Source organism: Micromonospora sp. NPDC047465 (assembly GCF_040643125.1).
Lineage (GTDB): Bacteria > Actinomycetota > Actinomycetes > Mycobacteriales > Micromonosporaceae > Micromonospora.
The window spans coordinates 65,794-85,839 of record NZ_JBEYTP010000013.1 but is presented as its reverse complement, the minus strand read 5'-3'; the positions used below and the strand labels follow the sequence as shown (position 1 = coordinate 85,839).

At 71.3% G+C, this 20,046-nt stretch carries 12 protein-coding genes; 4 read left to right on the top strand and 8 right to left on the bottom strand.

The window, feature by feature from the left end; genetic code table 11:
* Positions 1–49: 49 nt before the first annotated feature.
* From uppS to ABZ793_RS14630, 5 genes are all read right to left on the bottom strand, one after another.
* Positions 50–832, bottom strand: a complete 783-nt coding sequence (gene uppS, locus ABZ793_RS14650) for a polyprenyl diphosphate synthase (protein ID WP_357456961.1) — start codon at positions 830–832, stop codon at positions 50–52.
* 807 nt (positions 833–1,639) lie between these two features.
* Positions 1,640–1,933 (bottom strand): hypothetical protein, encoded by a 294-nt coding sequence (locus ABZ793_RS14645; protein WP_357456959.1) that lies wholly within the window; start codon positions 1,931–1,933, stop codon positions 1,640–1,642.
* Positions 1,934–2,206: 273 nt separating this feature from the next.
* Positions 2,207–2,719, bottom strand: a complete 513-nt coding sequence (locus ABZ793_RS14640; protein WP_357456957.1) for a hypothetical protein — start codon at positions 2,717–2,719, stop codon at positions 2,207–2,209.
* Positions 2,720–2,906: 187 nt separating this feature from the next.
* Positions 2,907–3,320, bottom strand: coding sequence for a nuclear transport factor 2 family protein (locus tag ABZ793_RS14635; protein WP_357456955.1), 414 nt, complete (start codon positions 3,318–3,320; stop codon positions 2,907–2,909).
* Positions 3,321–3,380: 60 nt separating this feature from the next.
* Positions 3,381–4,352: an NADP-dependent oxidoreductase gene (locus ABZ793_RS14630; RefSeq protein ID WP_357456954.1), complete on the bottom strand. Its 972-nt coding sequence runs from the start codon at positions 4,350–4,352 to the stop codon at positions 3,381–3,383.
* 85 nt (positions 4,353–4,437) lie between these two features.
* Here ABZ793_RS14630 and ABZ793_RS14625 point away from each other — a divergent pair, with 85 nt between their 5' ends.
* Positions 4,438–5,436, top strand: coding sequence for a helix-turn-helix domain-containing protein (locus ABZ793_RS14625; RefSeq protein WP_357456953.1), 999 nt, complete (start codon positions 4,438–4,440; stop codon positions 5,434–5,436).
* Positions 5,437–5,569: 133 nt separating this feature from the next.
* On the opposite strand, the gene ABZ793_RS14620 is transcribed toward ABZ793_RS14625, so the two are convergent.
* Positions 5,570–6,403, bottom strand: coding sequence for an NAD(P)H-binding protein (locus tag ABZ793_RS14620; RefSeq protein ID WP_357456951.1), 834 nt, complete (start codon positions 6,401–6,403; stop codon positions 5,570–5,572).
* Between the two features lie 88 nt (positions 6,404–6,491).
* Here ABZ793_RS14620 and ABZ793_RS14615 point away from each other — a divergent pair, with 88 nt between their 5' ends.
* Together ABZ793_RS14615 and ABZ793_RS14610 are read left to right on the top strand one after the other, a co-directional pair.
* Positions 6,492–7,493 carry an AraC family transcriptional regulator gene (locus tag ABZ793_RS14615; RefSeq protein WP_357456949.1) on the top strand — a complete coding sequence of 334 codons (1,002 nt, stop codon included), beginning with the start codon at positions 6,492–6,494 and terminating at the stop codon, positions 7,491–7,493.
* A gap of 63 nt (positions 7,494–7,556) precedes the next feature.
* Positions 7,557–8,327, top strand: coding sequence for a hypothetical protein (locus ABZ793_RS14610; protein WP_357456947.1), 771 nt, complete (start codon positions 7,557–7,559; stop codon positions 8,325–8,327).
* A 103-nt stretch (positions 8,328–8,430) separates the two neighbouring features.
* On the opposite strand, the gene ABZ793_RS14605 is transcribed toward ABZ793_RS14610, so the two are convergent.
* Positions 8,431–8,766 carry a YnfA family protein gene (locus tag ABZ793_RS14605; protein WP_350704311.1) on the bottom strand — a complete coding sequence of 112 codons (336 nt, stop codon included), beginning with the start codon at positions 8,764–8,766 and terminating at the stop codon, positions 8,431–8,433.
* A gap of 95 nt (positions 8,767–8,861) precedes the next feature.
* Positions 8,862–9,737, bottom strand: coding sequence for an alpha/beta hydrolase (locus ABZ793_RS14600; RefSeq protein ID WP_357456944.1), 876 nt, complete (start codon positions 9,735–9,737; stop codon positions 8,862–8,864).
* A gap of 440 nt (positions 9,738–10,177) precedes the next feature.
* On the opposite strand from ABZ793_RS14600, the gene ABZ793_RS14595 reads away from it, so the two are divergent.
* Entirely contained in the window at positions 10,178–19,819 is a 9,642-nt protein-coding gene (locus ABZ793_RS14595) for a calcium-binding protein (RefSeq protein ID WP_357456942.1), read from the top strand.
* Positions 19,820–20,046: the final 227 nt, after the last annotated feature.

Genomic DNA, 20,046 nt, shown 5'->3' with positions numbered 1-20,046 from the left:
GGCCAGCACGTTGGCCGTAGGCACCTGGTCTGGGGGTTGGACGCTGTCGTTACGCTCCGAAACGTCGGCTGCGGGCGGAGTAGGAGCGCAGGGCGCGAAGGAAGTCGATCTTCCGGAATCCGGGCCAGTACACGTCGCAGAAGTACAGCTCGGAGTAGGCGGCTTGCCAGAGCAGGAACCCGGACATGCGGCGTTCTCCACTGGTACGGATGACGAGATCGGGGTCGGGTTGGCCGCCCGTGTAGAGGTGTGCGGCGATGGTGTCGGCGGTGAGGCGTTGCGCGACGTCATCCAGTGTGGCGCCTGCTTGTGCCTCCTGCTCCAGCAGGGAACGAACGGCGCTGACGATTTCCTCGCGGCCGTCGTAGCCGACGGCCACGGTGAGGTGGAAGTCGGCGCCCCGCTTAGCGGTGGCGTCTTCGGCGAGCTTCAACGCGTGGCGTGTTGTGTCGGGTAGGACGTCCGCGCGACCGGCCAGGTGAAGCTGCCATGGGTTGGCCGGCCGTAGGAGTGGCTCCGCGACGACCTGTTCGATCATCCGCATGAGGTTCTCGACCTCGTCGGACGCGCGTTTGCGCATGTTGTCGACAGACGCGACGAACAGGGTGACGTGGCGAATGCCCATTTCGGCACACCAGCCAAGTACTTCGTGGATGTGCTCCGCGCCGTACCGGTGGCCCACCCCTGGGTCGTCGAAGCCCATCTGCCGTGCCCACCGTCGGTTACCGTCCATGACCATGGCCACATGTCGCGGCAGTGAGGTGCCGGCCAGTTGGGCTTGCAGGCGGCGAGCGTACAGCTGGTAGGCCGCGCGACGTACGGGCTGCATCATGATCAGATGAAACCACCTCAGCGGTGCGACTGGTGGTTGGTATGCCTTCGGGCCTCACGAACAGCCATGTGAGCAGCCAACCGGCCAGCACCCTCGGACGACCGCGGACCACGACACCACCCTTGGCGCTAGGACCAGCGCGTCGGAACGGGCTCGTAATGCGTGGGTCATGACGAGTACCTACGCCCGCCACTACCGAAACGATTTCTCTGGGATCAAGGCGCCGCGCAAGCGCGGCGCGGTGGCCGTGCACAGGCATGCTGGCGGCCTCCGGCTGGCATCGGCCGCGCGCGGCCACCAGCTTCGCTAGGCCCGAGCTCCATTGATCGCCGCTTCGATGCGCAGTCCGACCCCGTCAGGGCAAGGAGGAGCGCGAGGATATGCGGTTCGGTCGACCTTGAGTCGCTCGACATGGTTAGCAGCGAGGGCAAGAGTCCCGTGACTATCGCCATGGTTCCGAGTACAGGCCTGCCGTCGGCTCGCCGAGATCCAAGGCTCACGGCGGGGACTGTACCCAGATCCTTGCGTCGAGACTGTCCGACTGGAGACGACACGAACGCATTCTTACGGTGGGACGATCGCGAGGATGGGTGGCCGCCGTCGAGGACGGGGCGATCACTGCCGCGCCTCTGCGCGGCTTGCCACCGACGTCTGGGGTACTGGCCGCGGTGGACCGGCGCCTACGGCAAGCCGCCCGCGGCCCGGAGACGAGAGCGAGGTAGCTACGTGCCAGCGTCCGGCAGGCCTCGACACGCAGCAGGCGCTGCTGGCAAGACAAACCCGCTACCGTGCCGACAGGACCGTCCGTCAATCGCCAACGAACCACAGGTAGTGGTGGGAACGTTCGCTGACCAGGACGCAGAGCCTCCGGATCTCACTTCTGCTCTCCTCGTTCAGCACACTTCCCGGGGGTAGCCGGTCCAACTCCTCCAGCAGCATCGGGACCTGACGCTGGTTGAAGACGGTGTCCAAGTACGCGCAGAGGCCGCTAAGAAGGGGATACGTGGACCTGTCGAGATCGATGAGTTCCTGAGTCCAGTCAAACCCGCTACTGCGCGCCACGATGTCCCCAAGCTCGGTCCGCACTTGAAGATCAATCACAGGACCAGCCTAGCGACGTCGACCTACACGCCCGGTCAGGGATTGCCGCGTCGCTGCGCGGCATGCCATTCGGGGTCCAGGCGCGCGGCAAGCCGCCAGCACGCCAGGTCGTCCCCGGCCCCAGGGCCGGGGACGGTAAGCCGTGCGTCGCTGGACAACCGCGCGCCTCGCGACGTCGTTGCCAGCAGCGTGCCAGTAGTGGGTGTCTCAGACGGTCAGCAGCGGTCATGATCGGGCAGCAGTAACTCCAGATGACCTGGCGATCCCGACAGATCACGACAGCCGAGAACGATCTTCCAAACTGGCGCTCGCACCGTCGTACCGGTACGGGGCGTACTGGATGCCGCGCGACCAACGCTGCCAGAAGGGTAGCGGCAGGCAACCGGCTGGCGCTTTGCCTCCGATCTCGGTCTCCACGGCTCCATCGGCGAGCGTGACCGAGATGGCCGAGCGACCCGGAGCGAACACCTCCCGAACCCTGCCGGCGATCACTGAGCGAGCGATGTCTTCGAGTAGGGCGACGTCTTCGGGGCCGGCTCCCAGTTCCCATCGGCCGCCATAGTTGCCGACCTGCAGGATGAGTTCATGGGAGAAGTCCGCCCATCCGAAGGCGCGAGCATCGCGGTTACATGGTGTGACGTCGACCGATATCCCGCCCTTGATGCCGACGACCTCCACAGTCGCCACCCCAACCAACTCCCTTGCCAACTGCCTCGCGATTTTCAGAGTTGGTGTCCGGGGCGGCTGGTCGGTGTCGGGTTCGTCCTGGCTGTGCTCATCGGTCACGCCGTCAGTCTGCCAAGCCATCAGGGTAAGGAGCGTGTACCGGATCGCTACCGGGCTGCGTCGGTCGTACGGCGGCACGGTTCTCGCTGTTCGGCAACGGGTGGTGAGGCACAGCGTGCGGTGATCGGGATCCGGACAGTCGATTCCGATCACCGCACGGCTCAACCGTGGTCAGCTCGTCCGCGGCTCACGCGGCGAACGCGGCGTCGATCGCATAGGTGTCTTCGTACATGTGATAGGTCGTGATCTTGCCGTTCTTGACACCGATGTGCAGCGCGAAGTGGTTGGTGAACGTCTTCCCCGTGGCGAGGACCTCGAACTTGTTGTGCCCGAGCACGACCGCGTTCTCCCCGTCGACGATCGTCGCCGTGACGTTGTACTCCTGAGCCGGTCCGAGTACGCGTCCGAACGAGCCGAAGAAGTCCGGCAGCTCGGCCGGGGTGGAGCGCCGCCCGGACCAGGGGATGTTGGGGGTCCCGCTGACCGCGAAGTCGAATGTGTCGGCGAAGAGGTCGACGAGTCCGGGTACATCACCGGTGCCGAATCGCGCGAAGAAGGATTCGACGACGGCGGCCGTGCTGGGAGGTGTCGCGTTGCTCATGCGGATGGAACTCCTCTGTGAGTGACGTGGTTGGAGCAGCGTCGCGTGCGAGGGCGGGCCTCAGGCGACGACGGAGAGGACGATCTTCCCGGTGGTGCTGTTGGTCTCGCCGCGCTCGTGGGCCTGAGCCGCCTCCCTCAGCGGGAGAGTGGTGTCGACGAGTGGCCGCAGTTGCCCACGAGCGACGAGATCCGCGATCGCCTTCATGCCCGCGTGGTCGGGCTCGACGAGGATTCGGGTGGCGCGGACGTCGAGTTCCTCGGCAAGGTCGGCGGGGAAGTCGGGGGCCATGGGCAGAAGCGAGATGAGGATCCCGCCCCTGCGCAGGGTCCGGAGTGAGCGCGGGGTGTAGTCCCCGCCGACGGTGTCGAGCACGACATCGATGTCTCGGAGGAAGCCGAAGTCCTCCGTCGTGTAGTCGATCAACTCGTCCGCGCCCAGCCCGCGAAGAAGGTCGTGCTTGCCGGCACTCGCGGTGCCGACGACCCATGCGCCGCGTGCCTTGGCGATCTGCACCGCCAGGTGCCCGACTCCGCCGGCGGCGGCATGGACGAGGACGCGCTGGCCCGGCTGGACGTCGGCGGTGTCGACGAGAGCCTGCCACGCGGTCAGGGACGCCAGCGGCAACGCCGCGGCGGTCGTGTGGTCGATGTTTGTCGGTTTACGGCAGAAGTGCCGGGCGGGGGCGGTCACGAACTCCGCGTACGCGCCCGCCGGATGCGGGAAGCGCGGCATGCCGAACACCTCGTCGCCCGGCGCGAACAGGGTCACCCCGGGCCCCACCTCTTCGACCACCCCGGAGACGTCGAAGCCCAGGACGAACGGAGGGAGCGCGCCGGTGGCGAACTGGCCGCGAGCGCGGGTCTTCCAGTCGGTGGGGTTCACTCCCGCGGCGTGGACGCGGACGAGGATCTCGCCGAGTGTGGGGACCGGACGCTGCGTCTCGATGATCTTCAGGACGTCGGGTGCCCCGGCCGCGTCTTGGCTGACCGCGAGCATCCGGTCGGACGCTCGCCCTGAGCTGGTTGTCACTGTGCTCCTCACCTGTCGTGTCGGCCGCATCAGGGGCCGCGCCCGTCCAGCATCTCCGGAGGGGCAGGGCCGCTACAGTGGCCAGATGGACAACATGTGTCAGGATCTGGCCATGCATCGCGTCGTTGTGCTCGCGCTTCCCGGCGTCGTCCCGTTCGAGCTGGCCATCCCCTCGCGGCTCTTCGGCGCCGCCCTCGGTTCCGACGGCAAGCCGCTGTACTCGGTGACCACCTGCTCGCTCGATGGCGGCCCCGTAGACACCTCGGCCGACTTCGCGATCGCCGTGGATCACGACCACACGGCGCTGGCCCAGGCGGACACCGTGGTGATCCCTCCCTCGGCGAGCGGGCGGGAGTGGGGCGAACAGAAGGCGCTTCCTGCGCCGCTGCGTGACGCGCTGGGGCTTGTCCGCCCCGGCGCGCGCGTCATGGCGATCTGTACGGGTTCGTTCGTCCTGGCGGCGGCGGGCATTCTCGACGGACGCCGGGTGACCACTCACTGGCGTGAGTCCGACCGCCTACAGGGCCTCTACCCGGACCTCGTCGTCGATGCCGACGTTCTCTTCATCGACAACGGCAACGTTCTCACCTCGGCAGGCGTCTCGGCGGGAATCGATCTGTGTCTGCACGTGATCCGACGGGACCACGGCAGTGAGATCGCCAATGAGGCGGCCCGTTCCTGCGTCGTCCCACCCTGGCGCGACGGAGGCCAGGCCCAGTACATCCGGCGGCCCGTGGTCGAAGCGGACTCGACGACGACGGCACCGGCCCGAGCGTGGGCGCTCGAACATCTTGATCGCCCGCTGGTCCTGGCGGAGCTTGCCGCCCGATCGAACATGAGCGTGCGGACATTCAGCAGGCGGTTCCAGGACGAAGTGGGGGTGAGCCCGATGACCTGGCTCACCCAGCAGCGGGTCGAACGCGCCCGGGAACTGCTCGAGAGCACGGACCTGACGGTGGACAGGATCGCGGAGCAGGCCGGGTTCGGATCGGGTGGTTCGCTCCGGCAGCACCTGTTGGCCGCCACCGGGGTGTCGCCGCGTGCGTATCGGCGAACGTTCCGCGCGGCGCCGGTGGGCGACTAGCGGGCACGACAACCGGTCCTGCCGGCTTCCGGGTGTCGTCGACAGGAGGCAGCCCGGGATCGCTGTGTAGACGGGCGTCGTCCAACGGGCGATCCCGGGCCGCCGTACCAGATCGGCTGCCGTCCCGGCTGCGTCACGACCATGCGCCGGCCGCGGCAGCCCTCGCGGCGTAGGTGTCGAAGTCGATCGGATCGCGGCCGAGGAGTCGCCGCACCGCGTCGGTCGGCTCGGCGAGATACCCGGCGCGCATCCCCGCGAACATGGCGTTGAGCGCCGTCGCGTCGGCCGTCGAGTAACCCTCGGCGAGCAGTTCGGTCCGGTACTCCTCCGGCGTCAACTCCACGTACCTGATGGATCGGCCGGCCGCCCTGGCGATCGTCGTCACCGCCTCCGCGAAGGTGAGCGCGTGGCGGCCTGACAGCTCGTACACCTGCCCGTGATGACCGTCCTCGGTCAGCAGGGTCGCGGCGACGTCGGCGACGTCCTGGGCGTCGATGAAGGGCTCCGGCGTGGCACCCATCGGCAGGGCCAGGCGGCCGTCGGCCAGCGGCTGGCGCCACAGGTCCTCGTCGAAGTTCTGGTTGAAGTTGTTCGGGCGGATGATCGTCCACTCCGCGCCGGAATCGCGCACGGCCTGCTCCGCGGCCACCATGCTCGGCGAGAAATCCCCGTCGATCTTGTCGATTCCGCGTCCGGAGAGCGCCACGAACCGGCCGACGCCCGCCTTCACCGCCCGCGACACGAAGTCGTCAGCCGTCTCGGGGTCCGCCGGAGCGATGAGATAGACCGCCGACGCTCCCTCCACGGCCGGCCGCCAGGTGGTCGGCTGCGTCCAGTCGAATCGCACCTCGCCCGAGCGGGAAGCCGCCCGTACGCGCGCGCCCGCCGCCCGCAGCGCGCGCACCAGCCGGCGTCCGGTTTTGCCGCTTCCCCCGATGACGAGGATCTCGTTCGTTTCTTTCGTCATGGCCACGAGTCAACCGGCCCGGCCGGCGGCCGGACATGGCTGGTCGTACGCCGGGCATGCGTGATCGTCCGCGCCCTATCGTGAAGGAATGGACCCGTTCGACAGTCTGCTGCGGGACGTACGGGCGGAGGGTGCCGCCTTCGGCCGGTCGGTGCTGTCACCGTCGCGGGCGCTGCGTTTCACCGACGGCGCGCCCCTGACGCTCTGCGTGCCGCTGCGTGGCGAGGGCTGGATCGTCCACCCGGAGAGCGACAAGCCACTTCTGGTACGGGTCGGCGAGGCCGTCGTGGTGCGGGGACCGGAACCGTTCGTCTTCTCCGCCGAGCCCCGGTCGAGCTTCCGGCCGGACGAACTGCGGGACGTCAGCTGTGGCCAGTCGCTGGTGGCCCAGCCACCGGACACCGGCCCGGCCGAGCAGACGGTGCTGCTGGCCGGGGCGTACCACGTCCGGAGCCAGGCGCCGCAGCGGCTGCTCGGAGTGCTCCCGCCGGTGCTGGTCGTACCGGATGAGCACGACTGTTCATCGCTGCGCGACTATCTGGACTTCCAGCTCGGCGGGTGCCGCCCGGGTCGGCAGATCGTGCTGGACCGGCTGCTGGACTGGCTGCTGGTCTGCACGATCCGGGACTGGTTCGACCAGCCGGGCGCCGAGGCACCCCGTTGGTATCGGGCGCTGAGCGACGGCACGGTGGGCCCGGCGCTACGCGCCATGCACGACGCCCCGGGTGAGCCGTGGACGCTCGCCTCCCTGGCCGCCCGGGCCGGGGTGTCCCGCACGACGCTGGCCAAACGTTTCACCGAACTGGTGGGTGAGCCGCCGCTGACCTACCTGACCGACTGGCGAATGACACTCGCCGCCGACATGCTGGCCGAGACCACCGAGACGGTCGCCGCCGTGGCGCGCCGGCTCGGGTACGCGGACGCCTTCGGCTTCAGCGCGGCCTTCAAGCGGATCCACGGCGTGAGCCCCGGCAAACATCGGACGCTCACACGATCCCCGGCGGCGAGCGGTGAGCCGCCCCCGGGACAGGTCCCTCGACAAACCTCTCCCGCTGCCCACGAACAGCCGCCCCCTCTTGGCGGACGCTGACCAGCCCACCACGCCGCTGACCCCGTTCGGGATGCCGCTCGTGCCGTCCCTATAGTCCTCTTGGTGGCGACTCCACCAGTGTTGCAAGAGTCATTGCGCGATCCGGTGTTCTGGGCGCGGTACACCTTCGCCCACGAGGAGGGACCCGGGGCGGATCGGCTCGGTGACATCGAGGACCTGCTGGACGACGACGATGACGATGACGACGATGCGGATGAGGATTCCGACGACTCGTCGCTCGACGTGGCCTTCGAGGTCGGCGACGGCCACCACGTCGTCCTGAGCATGGACGCCTCGGTCGACTCCTACAGCCTGGAGGTCACCACCCCTGACTCGGCCGAGCCGGCCGAGCTCGGATGGGACGATCTCGCACACTGGCACCCGTACGCGTTGCGCTGGTCCGAACTCGACCTGATCTGTCGGGCGATCGCCGCGCGGGATCCGCAGCTGCAGCACCCCGGGGCGCCGTTGGCCCTGCTGTGCCGATTCGCCGCCGTCTTTGACGACGACGACGTGGACCAGGCCGTCGCCGCCGTCGACGAGGCATACGCCGCATTGCGCCCTCCGCAGTGGGAGGGCTACTGGCCGTGCGGCGCCGACTGGCTCGAACGCGCCGACTTCCGTGGTCAGAACGTCACCTGGCAGCGGGACGAGGCCGGCAACCTGTGGGCCCGTCAGGACGACCGCCACGACGAACCCTTCTACAGCACCCGGCTGGGGCCGGACACCGGCACGGGCGAGGGGTTTCCCCACGCGCCGCTCCGGGCCGTGCTGGACGCTGCCACGGCGACGGTGGGCGACGCGCGGCCCGACGGTGCCGGACGCACCCCTTGATCCACCCGGTCACGGGTAGGGACCGGGCGGGTGCCGACCGCCGTTGCCGCTGGTCGCGGGGTAGCGACTCCTGGTTTCCGTCTCGGTTGCGGAGGGCCAGGGATCAGCCGCTGCGAGGGGCGTACATGATGACGGCGACGCCGACGAGGCAGATGGCTGCGCCGATGATGTCGTAGCGGTCGGGGCGGAACTTGTCGACGACCATGCCCCAGGCGAGGGAGCCGGCGACGAAGACGCCGCCGTAGGCGGCGAGGACGCGGCCGAAGTTCGGGTCGGGTTGGAAGGTGGCGACGAAGCCGTAGAACCCGAGCGCGATGATTCCGGCCGCGATCCACAGCAGCCCTCGGTGCTCTCGCCAGCCCTGCCACACCAGCCACGCGCCACCGATCTCGGCGAGCGCGGCGAGCAGGAACAGCAGGATCGAGCGGGCGACCGTCATGCGTCGGAACCTAGCGGAGGCACCTCCCGGTCAGCAGGACGACCCACTCCGCCGGGCCGGCCGGGCGGGGATGCGGCGTGCGGCCGCGCGGGTGGTCAGGGATGGACCCGCCCGAGGAAGTCGCGTACGAGTGGGACCACCTCGTCGAGGTGCGTCTCCAGCAGCCAGTGCCCGCCGTCGAGCAGGTGCAGTTCCGCGTCGGGCAGGTCGCGCAGATAGGCGCGCGCGGCGCCCTCGGGCATGTAGCCGTCGTGCGGTCCCCAGACGATCAGCGTCGGCGGCCGGTGGTCGCGCAGGTACGCCTGCTGCCGGGGGAACCAGGCGACGGTGCTGCCCTGGTCGGCGAGGAGGCGGACCAGATTGGCGCGGCGCTGCGGGGTGGCGGCGGAAGCCGCGGCGAGCCGCCACAGGTCGGGGCTCACCCGGTCCCTGAGCCGGTCGGGCAGTTCGCCCAGGAACTCGCTGCGGAAGCCCTCCTCGCCGACCGCCGCGGCGAGGCGCTCCCGGCCCTCGTCGGTGGGGCTGCGCCAGAACTGCTTGAGCGGCTCGTACTTGGGGCCGTGCTGGTCGGGATAGATGTCGCCGTTCTGGATGACCAGGCCGGCGACCCGCTCCGGGGCGGACATCGCGAGGCGCAGCCCGAACTGGCTGCCGTAGTCCTGGAGGTAGATGACGTACCGGGTCAGGCGCAGCGTCTCGGCGAACCGGCGGAGCAGTTCGGCGTGGGCGTCGAAGGTGTACGCGAACCGGGCCGGGTCGGGTGCGTCGCTGTATCCGAAGCCGGGCTGGTCGGGCGCGATCGCCCGCCACCTGTCGCCGAGGGCGGGCAGGAGGTGACGGAACTGGAACGACGACGCGGGATAGCCGTGCGGCAGCAGCACCACCGGGGCGTCCGCCGGCCCGGCCTCTCGGTAGAAGATCGTGATCCCGTCGACGTCGACGGTCCTGTGGTGCACGGCGGCGTGGCCCACCATCGTCTCCTCACCGGGCGGTACGGGCGGCTCCTCTGACGGTGCCAGAAAACGATCCCGCGCGCAGGCGAGCCGGTGTCGGTAGGGCGCCGGGTCGCCGTGGCGCTCGCGGGAGGCGCTCCGGTGGCCGGTGCGGAGGTGGCAGGCGGGGTCCCGCCGGCGAGCGCGGTGACGACGGCGGGGATCCGACGTGGCGCAGGGCCTCCACCAGTGGGGGCGGGGACGGGCGCGACATGGCCGGGCGGTACGGCCCGCAGCACAGTCTTCTCGGGCCACCCGGTCCGGAGGTGCCGACCGTTCGGTTTGACGCACTGTCACCATGCCGACACACGAGTTGTGAGCATTTCCCGCGATCGATGTGCTGGCGCTGACCAGCGCCGTCGGTGACGGCCATCGGAAGAACGAGGTGGCTCATGGTGGCTCTACGACGGCTGCTAGCCGTGGCGATTGCGACGGCGGTGACCGCCGCGATGGGGTTGGTGTGGACGGCGGCGCCCGCCCAGGCCGACGAGGCGTGGGTGAGCGCGTTGAAGAACCTGATGTCCCGCACGGCCACCTGGGCCGACGGCGGACTCTCCCAGCTGGGGCTGCTCGGCCAGCCGCTGCCTCTGCTCGGCGTCAGCCCTGGCGCGCTCGTCGACGCCGACACGCTCGTGGACAGGGCGTCCGACGCGTTGGCCAGCGGCCTGACCAAGGACGACGTCGACCTCGGCGGCGGCACCCGGCTCACCAGCTCGGTGAGCACCAGCGGCGGCGACCACCTGCTGGACGTGCTGCTGACCACGAAGCGCGAAGTGGTCGACAAGGACCTCACCCTGGCCGGGGTGACGCTGGACAAGGCGGTCAGCGTCACCGGCTGGGCGACCCTCCACCTGAGGGCCCGGCACACCGCCGCCGGGGAGACCTACCTGGTGCGCGACGGGGACACCCCGCGCGTCGACATCGACGCGGCGGCGCGGCTGCGCGCCGACCTCGACCAGGCCACCGCCTCGGTCGGCATCCTCGGGGTCACGCTGACCGCCGGCAGCACCCTCACCGCGCGTACCCACCTCAAGGTCACCATGACCGACCCCAACGGCGACGGCCGGCTCGCCTTCGACACGGCTGCCGGCGCGAACACCGGCGAACTCGGCGCGGCGGGCTCCCTCGCCGGCCTGGTGCAGGTGGCCCTCGACAACTCCGGCGGTGGGAAGATCTCCGACACCGAGACCGAGCCCGGCCCCGGCTCGGTGCACGGCGTGGTCAAGCTCGGCGCGGCCGTCTCCGGCGCGCCCTTCGCGCTGCCCGCCGTGGCGGCGACCGTGAACGTCGACTGGAACGACATCTCCGTCGGCACCCCCACGGTGACCACCACCGGCCTGGACGAGACGATCGCCAAGTTCCGCAACATGAGCCCGCTGGACCTGGCCTCCGGGCTCGCGCAGCTCGCCACCATGCTCAGCGGCGTGCAACAGAGCGGCCCGGCCGGCAACCTCAACCTGCCCTTCCTGCGCGGCACGTTCGCCGACGCCGTGAAGGTCAACGAGAAGCTCACCGACTTCCTCCGCAAGTACGTCCACCCGCGGCCGGACGACCCGCAGTTCGACCCGGCCACTGACGACCCGGCCCTGGCCGGGCAGCCGAAGTTCAGCTCCATCCAGCAGCTGCTCGCCCTGCTCGCCGCCGAGGGGCTGCCGGTGGACAACCTCTCCTTCGACAACGACAAGCTGGTGTTCCGGGTCAAGCTGGAGCGGGAGTCCACGGTGGAGGTCCCGCTCGACCCGGGTGCCGCGGAGCTGTCCGGGCGCGGGGCGACCTTCACCGCCAAGGGCTTCAGCGTCACCGGCAGCCGGTTCACGCCCGGCCAGCTGGTCGGCCAGCGGGTGGTGGCCGGCACCTCCGCCGGCACCGTCGCCGCCAACACCGCCAACTCCGTCACCCTCACCCAGGACTGGATCGGCGGGCAGCCGCCGAACGACAGCGTGTGGGTGATCAGCGGCTCCAGCCCGAACATCGGCGCCGTCGAGCTGGCCGGCACGCTGACCAAGCCGGTCGGCGGCGACAAGAAGGTCGGCCTGCGGGCGGCGAACGCGCAGGCCAGCTTCGCCAAGGTGAAGCCCCGTTACAGCGCGGCCGTGACGCTCGTGCTGGACCTGCGCAACGACCTCGGCAGCCCGGAGGCGAACGCCGACCGGGTGCTGCTGCGTACCGACCCGGCGACGCCGCTGTTCGCCGCCGACTTCCCGATCACCACCGGGGTGGACTTCTTCGCCACCGCCGGCTTCCTCAAGGTCAAGCTGGCCGGCGACCTCGCCGTCGGACCGGCCGCCGCCGGCGAGCGGATGCTCCAGGTCAGCTTCAAGCAGGCGCAGGACCTCAGCCTCGGCACGCTCTTCGAGCGGTTGAAGTCCGACCCGGGGAACCTGCTGGCCGTGTCGTCGTCGGTGAAGACCACCGGCCGGGTCACGGTCAGCGTGCCCGGCGCCACCGGCGCCCTCGGCGAGGGCATCGGCGTCGACGTGAGCTGGACGGCCGGTGGGCAGCCGGTGGTCGACACCTCGGCGCTGTCCGAGCTGTTCGCCGTCGACTTCAACCCCGACGACCCGAAGGCGCTCTTCGCGGTCGTCGTCGAGGCGCTGCGGCTGATCAACGTCGCGCTGTCCCAGCCCGGCGGCAGCGGCCCGCTGGACAAGGAGATCCCGCTGCTCGGCCGGTCCGCGCGGCAGCTGCTCGGCGCTGACGAGAGCGGCGTCGGCAAGGACGTCACGTTCGTCGCCGACGGGGCGAACTTCCTGCTCAAGGACGCCTCCCGCGACGGCGACTCGGGCTTCGACGCCCGGCTCGAGGGCCGGACCGTCGTGATCGGCAGCAAGGCGTACCGGGTACTGAAGCAGATCGACGGGCAGACCCTGCGCGTCGAGGCGGCCGGTACGCCGAAGCCGGCCGCCGGCAGCGCGTACGCCCTGCGCCCGGAGTTGGCCGACGCGCTGGACAAGCTGCTCGCCTCGCCCCCCGACAACCTCCAGGACGCCCTCGACAAGCTCAACGCGGCGATCGGCGAGGACAGCGGGATCAGCTTCACCCTGGACCAGCGCGAGGGCGGGCCGTTCCTGCGGCTCGGGCTGGACTGGAAGCGTAATTTCCACACCGGCGGGCCGCTCAACTTCGCCTGGGACGCCCACCGCGAGCTGATCACCCTGGACAGCTCCGGCACGTTCGCGGTCGACGTCGACGCCCGGGCGCAGCTTGGCCTGCTGCTGCCCCTGCGGCTGAACGCCGCGCCGCTGCTGGACCGCAGCTCCTCGGCCAGCGTCACCGTCGCGGGCGGGGTCACCGACGCGGCGATCGCCGCGCGGGTCGGGCCGCTCGCCCTCGACCTCGGCAAGGCTCCGGACTTCGCCACCGTGAAGGCCAACCTGAGCGTCGGCCTCGACGGCCTGACGGAGGACGGGCCGATCACCGGCCTGCTCGGCTTGACGCCGAAGTTCACCACCGCCGGCGTCGACTGCGGCGACGGGGTCGGCGGCGCGGACGTGCCGCTCTGCGCGAAGGCGCCGCTGTTCGTCAACAACTGCGACCCGGCCGACGACACCAACCTGCTCACCTTCACCGTCGGCCTGGACCTGACGCCCACGGCCGGCACCCCGAACCTCGACTCCTGCTTCGCCAACCTGTCGCTCAAGCTCACCGACTTCAACGTCGGTATCGACGGGTACCTGGCCAAGGTCGAGGAGGCGCTGCGGCTGGCCAGCTTCGACGGCAAGCTGCCCCTGGTCGGCGACGACCTGCAGCAGGGTCAGCGCTTCGTCGCGCAACTGCGTGAGGACGTCAAGGCCGCGATCGGGCCGGTGCTGGCCAACGCCACGCTCGACAGCGCGGGTGTGCAGGCGGCCCTCAACGAGGTGCTCGCCGACCTGGACCCGGGTGTGAGCGCGGTGGTCAGCTGCCGCAGCGGCGTCACGGCGCCCTGCGCGCCCGAGGACTTCCAGGCGATCCGGATCAAGCTCACCACCTCCAAGGGCGCGCCCTCGGCAGCCGACGGGTGTAAGGACGCGAGCGCGTCCGACGAGTGCCTCAAGCTCAACGTGCCGCTCGACCTGGGCATCCCCGGCCTGTCGCTGAAGGCGAAGAAGGGCGCCCCGGACGGCATCCAGGCCAAGCTGGGCTGGAAGCTGCACCTGGACCTGGTCCTGGACCGGGACGAGGGCTTCTACGTCCCCACCCACGACGGGGACACCTCGCCCGAGGTGCAGGTCGGCGCCCAGTTCGACATGACCGGCGACCTCGCCGCCCAGCTCGCCTTCATCCAGGTGAAGGCGACGAAGCGGGCCACCGACCCGCTGGTGAAGGCGTACTTCGGCATCGACCTGAAGGGCTCGCCGGGGGAGAAGAGCTGCTTCGACCCCACCGTCACCGCCGACTGCACGGCCACCCCGGACGACCGGCTGACCCTGGCCGAGTTCGCCGACCTGGGTTCGCTGCTCGCCACCGACCTCACCGCCGAGGTCAAGATCGACTGGAAGCTGGCGGCGGCGGTGGACACCGGTGGCGAGGACTCCGCGCTGCCGGGCATCAGCGCCACCTTCGGCCTGCAGTGGGGCCTGAAGCACAAGCGGGGCGGGCTCACCGCCACGGGCGACGGCGTCACCACGCCGCTGAAGGTGACGTTCACCGACATCGCCCTGGACGCCGGCGCCTTCTTCGACAAGATCCTCAAGCCGGTGGTGGAGAAGCTCAAGGCCGTCACCGGGCCGCTGCAGCCGGTCATCGACACCCTGTACGCGCCGATCCCTGTGCTGTCGGACCTGTCGAAAGCCACCGGCGGCCCCGACATCACCCTGGTCTGGCTCGCCAAGACCTTCAGCACCCTCAACGGCGGTCCGAAGCTCGACTTCATCGACACCGTCCGCGCCGTGGTCACCTTCATCAACCGGATACCCGACTGCGACTCCGGCTGCTCCATCCCGCTCGGCGGGTTCAAGATGGACAGCGCCAAGGCGCTGACCACGGAGGTCTCCCCGGCCTCGGCCGAGAGCCTGATCGACCGCACCTCCGAGTACAACCCGGCCTCCGCGGGCCAGGTGAAGGCGGACGTCGACACCGCCGCCGGCGACGACGGCGAGAAGCTGTTCACCCCGGCCGCCGACGGCAGGAGCAACGCCCAGAAGACCGGCTTCAGCTTCCCGATCTTCGACAACCCGGGCTCCCTGTTCGGGCTGCTGCTCGGCCAGGACGTCGAGCTGATCAGCTTCGACTCGGGCCCGCTGGAGTTGGGCTTCAGCTGGCGGCAGTCGTTCGGCCCGGTCTACGCCCCGCCGCCGGTCTTCGTCACGCTGTCCGGCAGCGCCTCGGTGACCGCCCGGTTCATCGCCGGCCTGGACACCGCCGGCATCCGGCACGCGGTCGAGGCGGCCACCGACGGCACGGCCGTCGACGCGGTGAGCCTGCTCGACGGGCTGTACTTCAAGACCGCCGACAGCAGCGGCAAGGCCGTCCCGGTGGTCACCCTGCGCGGTGAGATCGCCGCCGGGGCCGAAGTGAGCGTGCTGATCGTCAAGGTCGGCATCGAGGGCGGCATCCAGCTCACCGTCGGCTTCAGCTGGAACGACCCGAACAACGACGGGAAGTTCCGCACCAGCGAGTTCCTCCAGGCGCTCCTGGTCAACCCGATCTGCCTGTTCACCACCAGCGGGCGGCTCTCGGTCTTCCTGAGGGTCTACGTCACCATCGACCTGTTCCTGTTCAAGAAGAAGTTCGCCTTCACCCTGGTCGACGCGACCCTGCTCGACTTCCGGGCCCAACCGGACTGCTCCCCGCCGCCACCGGAACTCGCCGGCACCGTCGGGGACACGCTGGTCGTCTTCGCCGGCAAGTTCGGCACCAAGGACCAGCGCGGCGACAAGGCGTGGGACAACGGCGCCGACACCTACGCCGGTGACGTGGTCAAGGTGTACGCGCTGCACTACGCCGACGCGGACACCCCGGGCGCCACGGACGACTTCGACGGCTTCGCGGTGGAGGCCCTGGGCCGCCGGCAGGAGTTCCTCGACCCGGCCCTGACCCGGGTGGTCGTCGACGGGCGCGGCTACGAGGTCGCCGACCCAGACAAGACGTCCCTGTCGGTGCTGCTCCTCGGTGACGGCGACACCAGCGGCGACGGCACCAGGACCTCCGCGTTCGACAAGACCGCGGTGGTGCTCGGCTCCGACGGCAAGGACCGGATCCGCACCGGGACCGGGCCGGCGTACGTGGACGGCCGCGGCGGCGACGACGTGATCGTCACCGCCGAGGCGGCCGGCACGGTCAGCCGGGTCGCCGGCGGCGCCGGGCAGGACAGCGTCACCACCGGCGACGGCGACAACGTGGTCGCCGGCGACAGCGGCCTCGGCGGCACCGACCGGGGCGCCACCACCGTGCGCACCGGGGCCGGCGACAAGACCCTCAACGGGCTGGTCGACTGGACCACGCTGACCGCCCCGACCGCCGGCCACGCCGGCGCGGACGACCACGTCACCGTCGGGCACGGCGCCAGCACCGTCTACGGCAACGGCGGCGACGACGTGCTCGGCGTGCTCGTCGACGACCGGCCCAACGGCGCGAACACGCTGGTCGGCGGCCCCGGCGCGGACACCGTCAACGGCGGCAGGGGCGACGACACCATCCACACGTACGACACCGACGTCCCCGCCGACGCGGACCAGGCCGGCACCGGCGACGCCGGGCTGGTCAACCAGGTCGACACCGGCGCCGGCCAGGACGTCGTGCACGGCAGCGCCGGCGTGGACCTGGTCGTCTCGCACTCGGCGAACGGCCAGACCGGCCGCGTCTACGGCTACGGCGGCGACGACGTGCTGGTCGGCGGCTACGGCACCGACGAGCTGTTCGGCGGCCCCGACGAGGACTACGTGATCGCCGAGCCCTCCCAGGTCGGCGAGCCGGACGGGTCGGACGGCTACGGTCCGTTCCGCCAGGTCACCCACGAGCCGCTGCCGACGGGCACGCAGTCGCAGACCAAGCTGCTCGTCGGCGGACTCGGCAGCGACCACGTGATCGGCGGCGACGGCGGCGCGACCGTCTTCGGCGACCGGCACCTGCCCGCCGAGACCTGCGCCGACGCCACCCTCGCCGACGCCCAGCCGGCCCCCGCCGACCAGGGCGCCGCCGACCTCGTCCTCGGCGGCGCCGGGGTCGAGGTGGTCTCGGCCGGCGGCGGCAACGACCGCGCCGACCTCGGCGGCGGCGACGACCGCGCCTGCGGCCAGCTCGGCGACGACACCCTGCACCTCGGCGGCGGCGCCGACCGGGCCTGGGGCGCGGCCGGCGTCGACCAGCTGCACGGCGACGACGGCGACGACCTGCTCTTCGGCAACGCCGGCGACGACGGCCTCTTCGGCGACGCCGGCGCGGACACCGCCGAGGGCAACGCCGGCGGCGACCAGGTCTTCGGCGGTCGCGACGGCGACGTGCTCTACGGCGGTGGACGCACCGCCGGCGCGGCCGACGGTGGAGACCGCCTCTACGGCGAGGAGGGGACGGACCGGATCGTCGGCGACAACGGCACCCCGCGCGTCGGCGACGTCGGGCCCTACCCGCTGGACCTGGCCGGCGACGTGGCCGGGGCCGGCGCCGGGGACGTGATCTCCGGCGGCGGGGACGACGACCTCGCCTACGGCGGGCTCGGCGACGACCGGATCAACGGCGACGGCGGGCACGACCGGCTGGAGGGCAACAACGGCGCCGACCTGGTCCACGGCGACCACGGTCGGGACGAGATCGTCGGCGGCTCCGGCCAGGAGCCGGTTGCCGGCACGGGCCGGCCCGACGTCGGCGACCAGCTCCACGGTGACGGCGACAGCGACCTGATCGCCGGGGACAACGCCCGCTTCGCGCCGGCGGACGCCGACGCGACCCGGGTGACCCAGGGCCGGGCCGGGCCGCCGCGGAAGGTGACGCTGCTCGACCTCGGATTCACCCCGGCGGCCGGCACCAGCGGCGGCGACCTGATCTTCGGTGGGGACTCCGACGACGTCATCTTCGGCCAGGGCGGGCCCGACCGGGTGCACGCCGACGGCGGCGCCGACTTCGCCGAGGGCGGCCCCGGCGCCGACTGGGTCGAGGGCAACCACGGCGACGACGACCTCGTGGGTGGTTCCAGCACCGCGTACGACGGAACCGGGGCGGCCACCACGGGCCAGCCGGACACCGCGGACGCCGTCTTCGGCGGCCCCGGGTCCGACGCCGTCATCGGCGACAACGGCGCGGTGCTGCGCCCGCTCACCGGTGAGCAGCCGACCTCGGCGACCGTCCGGGTCGGTGCCGGCGGCGCCCTGTTCGGCCCGCGGATCGTGGTGCTGCTGGACCGGGCGGCGGCCACCGCCGGCCGGTACGGCGACGACCGGATCAGCGGCGGCGACGGCGTCGACACGCTCTGGGGTCAGGACGGCGACGACGCCCTGACCGGTGACGGCGACGGCGACTACCTGGAGGGCAACGGCGGGGCGGACGTCCTGCGTGGGGACAGCGCCCTCGGCGCGGCGGGACGGACCACGGTCGCCCCGCTGCCCGACCCGGGCTGGCCGGGCGACCCGGCGGCCGTGGCCGACCTCGTCGGCGACGGCGCGCCGGCCGGGCAGGACGACCTGATCGGCGGCAGCTCGGCCCCGGGCTTCCGGGACACCGGCGACGTGATCGAGGGCAACGGCGCCGACGACGTGCTCCTCGGCGACAACGGGTCGCTGCTGCGGACCGTGACCGTGGTCCAGGGCAGCCCGACCGAGCGGGTCTACACCGAGCGGTACCCGACCGGCGCCGTGCCGGCCGACGCCACCCGGGCGCGTACCCACGATCCGGCCCTGCCCGGCCCGTCCACCCGCTTCTGCACCACCGCCCAGGCCACCTGCGAGCCGGCCGGCGCGTTCGGCGGCGACCAGCTCTACGGCGACGCCGGCAACGACGGCGTCTGGGGCCAGGACGGCGACGACACGATCCGCGGCGGCGACGGCGACGACGACCTCCTCGGTGAGCTCGGCGCCGACACCCTGTACGGCGACGACGGCCGGGACGCCATCCTCGGCGACCGGGGCGGCGTGGTGAGCCAGTACCTCAACCCCGACGACGTGGCGGCGCTGGGCTTCACCACCACGCTGTCGTCGGTGCCGCAGGAGACGTACACCGGATTCCGGGCCGGTGCCTACGACCGGCGCGTGGATCTGCTGCACGACACCGACGGGGACGCCTGGATCGGCAGCTCCACCTCGGCGCCGATGCCGCACTCCGGGTTGACCGCCGGCTCGGGGGACCGCGTCCGGGGCGGTGCCGGGGCGGACAACATCCACACCGGGTTCGGTGACGACGTCGCCAACGGCGACAGCGGAGGCGACCAGCTGTTCGGGTCGGAGGGGTCGGACGTGCTGTGGGGCGGCAAGGGCTGCGACCCGGCGCTCGACGCGGCCAACCCGCAGTGCCAGGTGGACGGCGTCTTCAGCGCCGCCGCCCGAGGTGACAGCGACCAGTACGTCGACCACCTCTTCGGCGGCGCCGGGGCGACCGACGGCCCGGCCGTGACCGCGGTGCTCAGTTCCGACCTGCTGGACTTCCGTCCCCGCGGGTCGTACCCGGACAACTGCGCGGCGGGGGCCTGGCCGGTGGACCTGGCCTCGGGCACGGTCGACCCGTGCCTGTGGTTCGAGATGACGAACCTGGACAACGACGCCGTGGCCGACAACCAGCACCACCACGGCACCGACTGGATGTACGGCGGCTGGGACCGGGACGTGTTGCAGGGTGACGTGACGGCGAACGGCCCGAACAACGGTGACCGGCTCTTCGACTGGAACGGCGCCTACAACCTGTTCACCCACTGCAACTCGGCCTACGGCGGGTTCAACGACGTCCGCCAGCACAGCCCGGCCATGCAGGAGTTCCTGACCAGCCTGGCCTGGGCCTCCGGCGCCGGTCGAAGCGCGACCGACGTGACCACGGCCGGCACCTCGGCGTTCCTCGAGTTGTCGTACGTCTACCCGCGCGACAACCGCGAGCAGGGCGCCGGGGTGGCGTTCCCCGGCACCCCGGGGCACTTCGACCTGCCGTCCTGCACGGACTGACCGTCCGACCGGATCGGGGCCCGGCTCTCCCACGGGAGGGTCGGGCCCCGCTCGTCGCCGGTCCCTGGGTCGGCCGGCCGACCCGTCGTCGCCGTCTCGTCGGGGCCGGCACCGGCGCTGCCGTCCGCGCCGCGGCGGGCATCGTCAGCGCGACGTCGGTAGGGTCGTCCCGTGCATCGTCATCCCGCGTCCCTCGCCGGGCGCGCGCCAGAACGGGCGACCCGTCC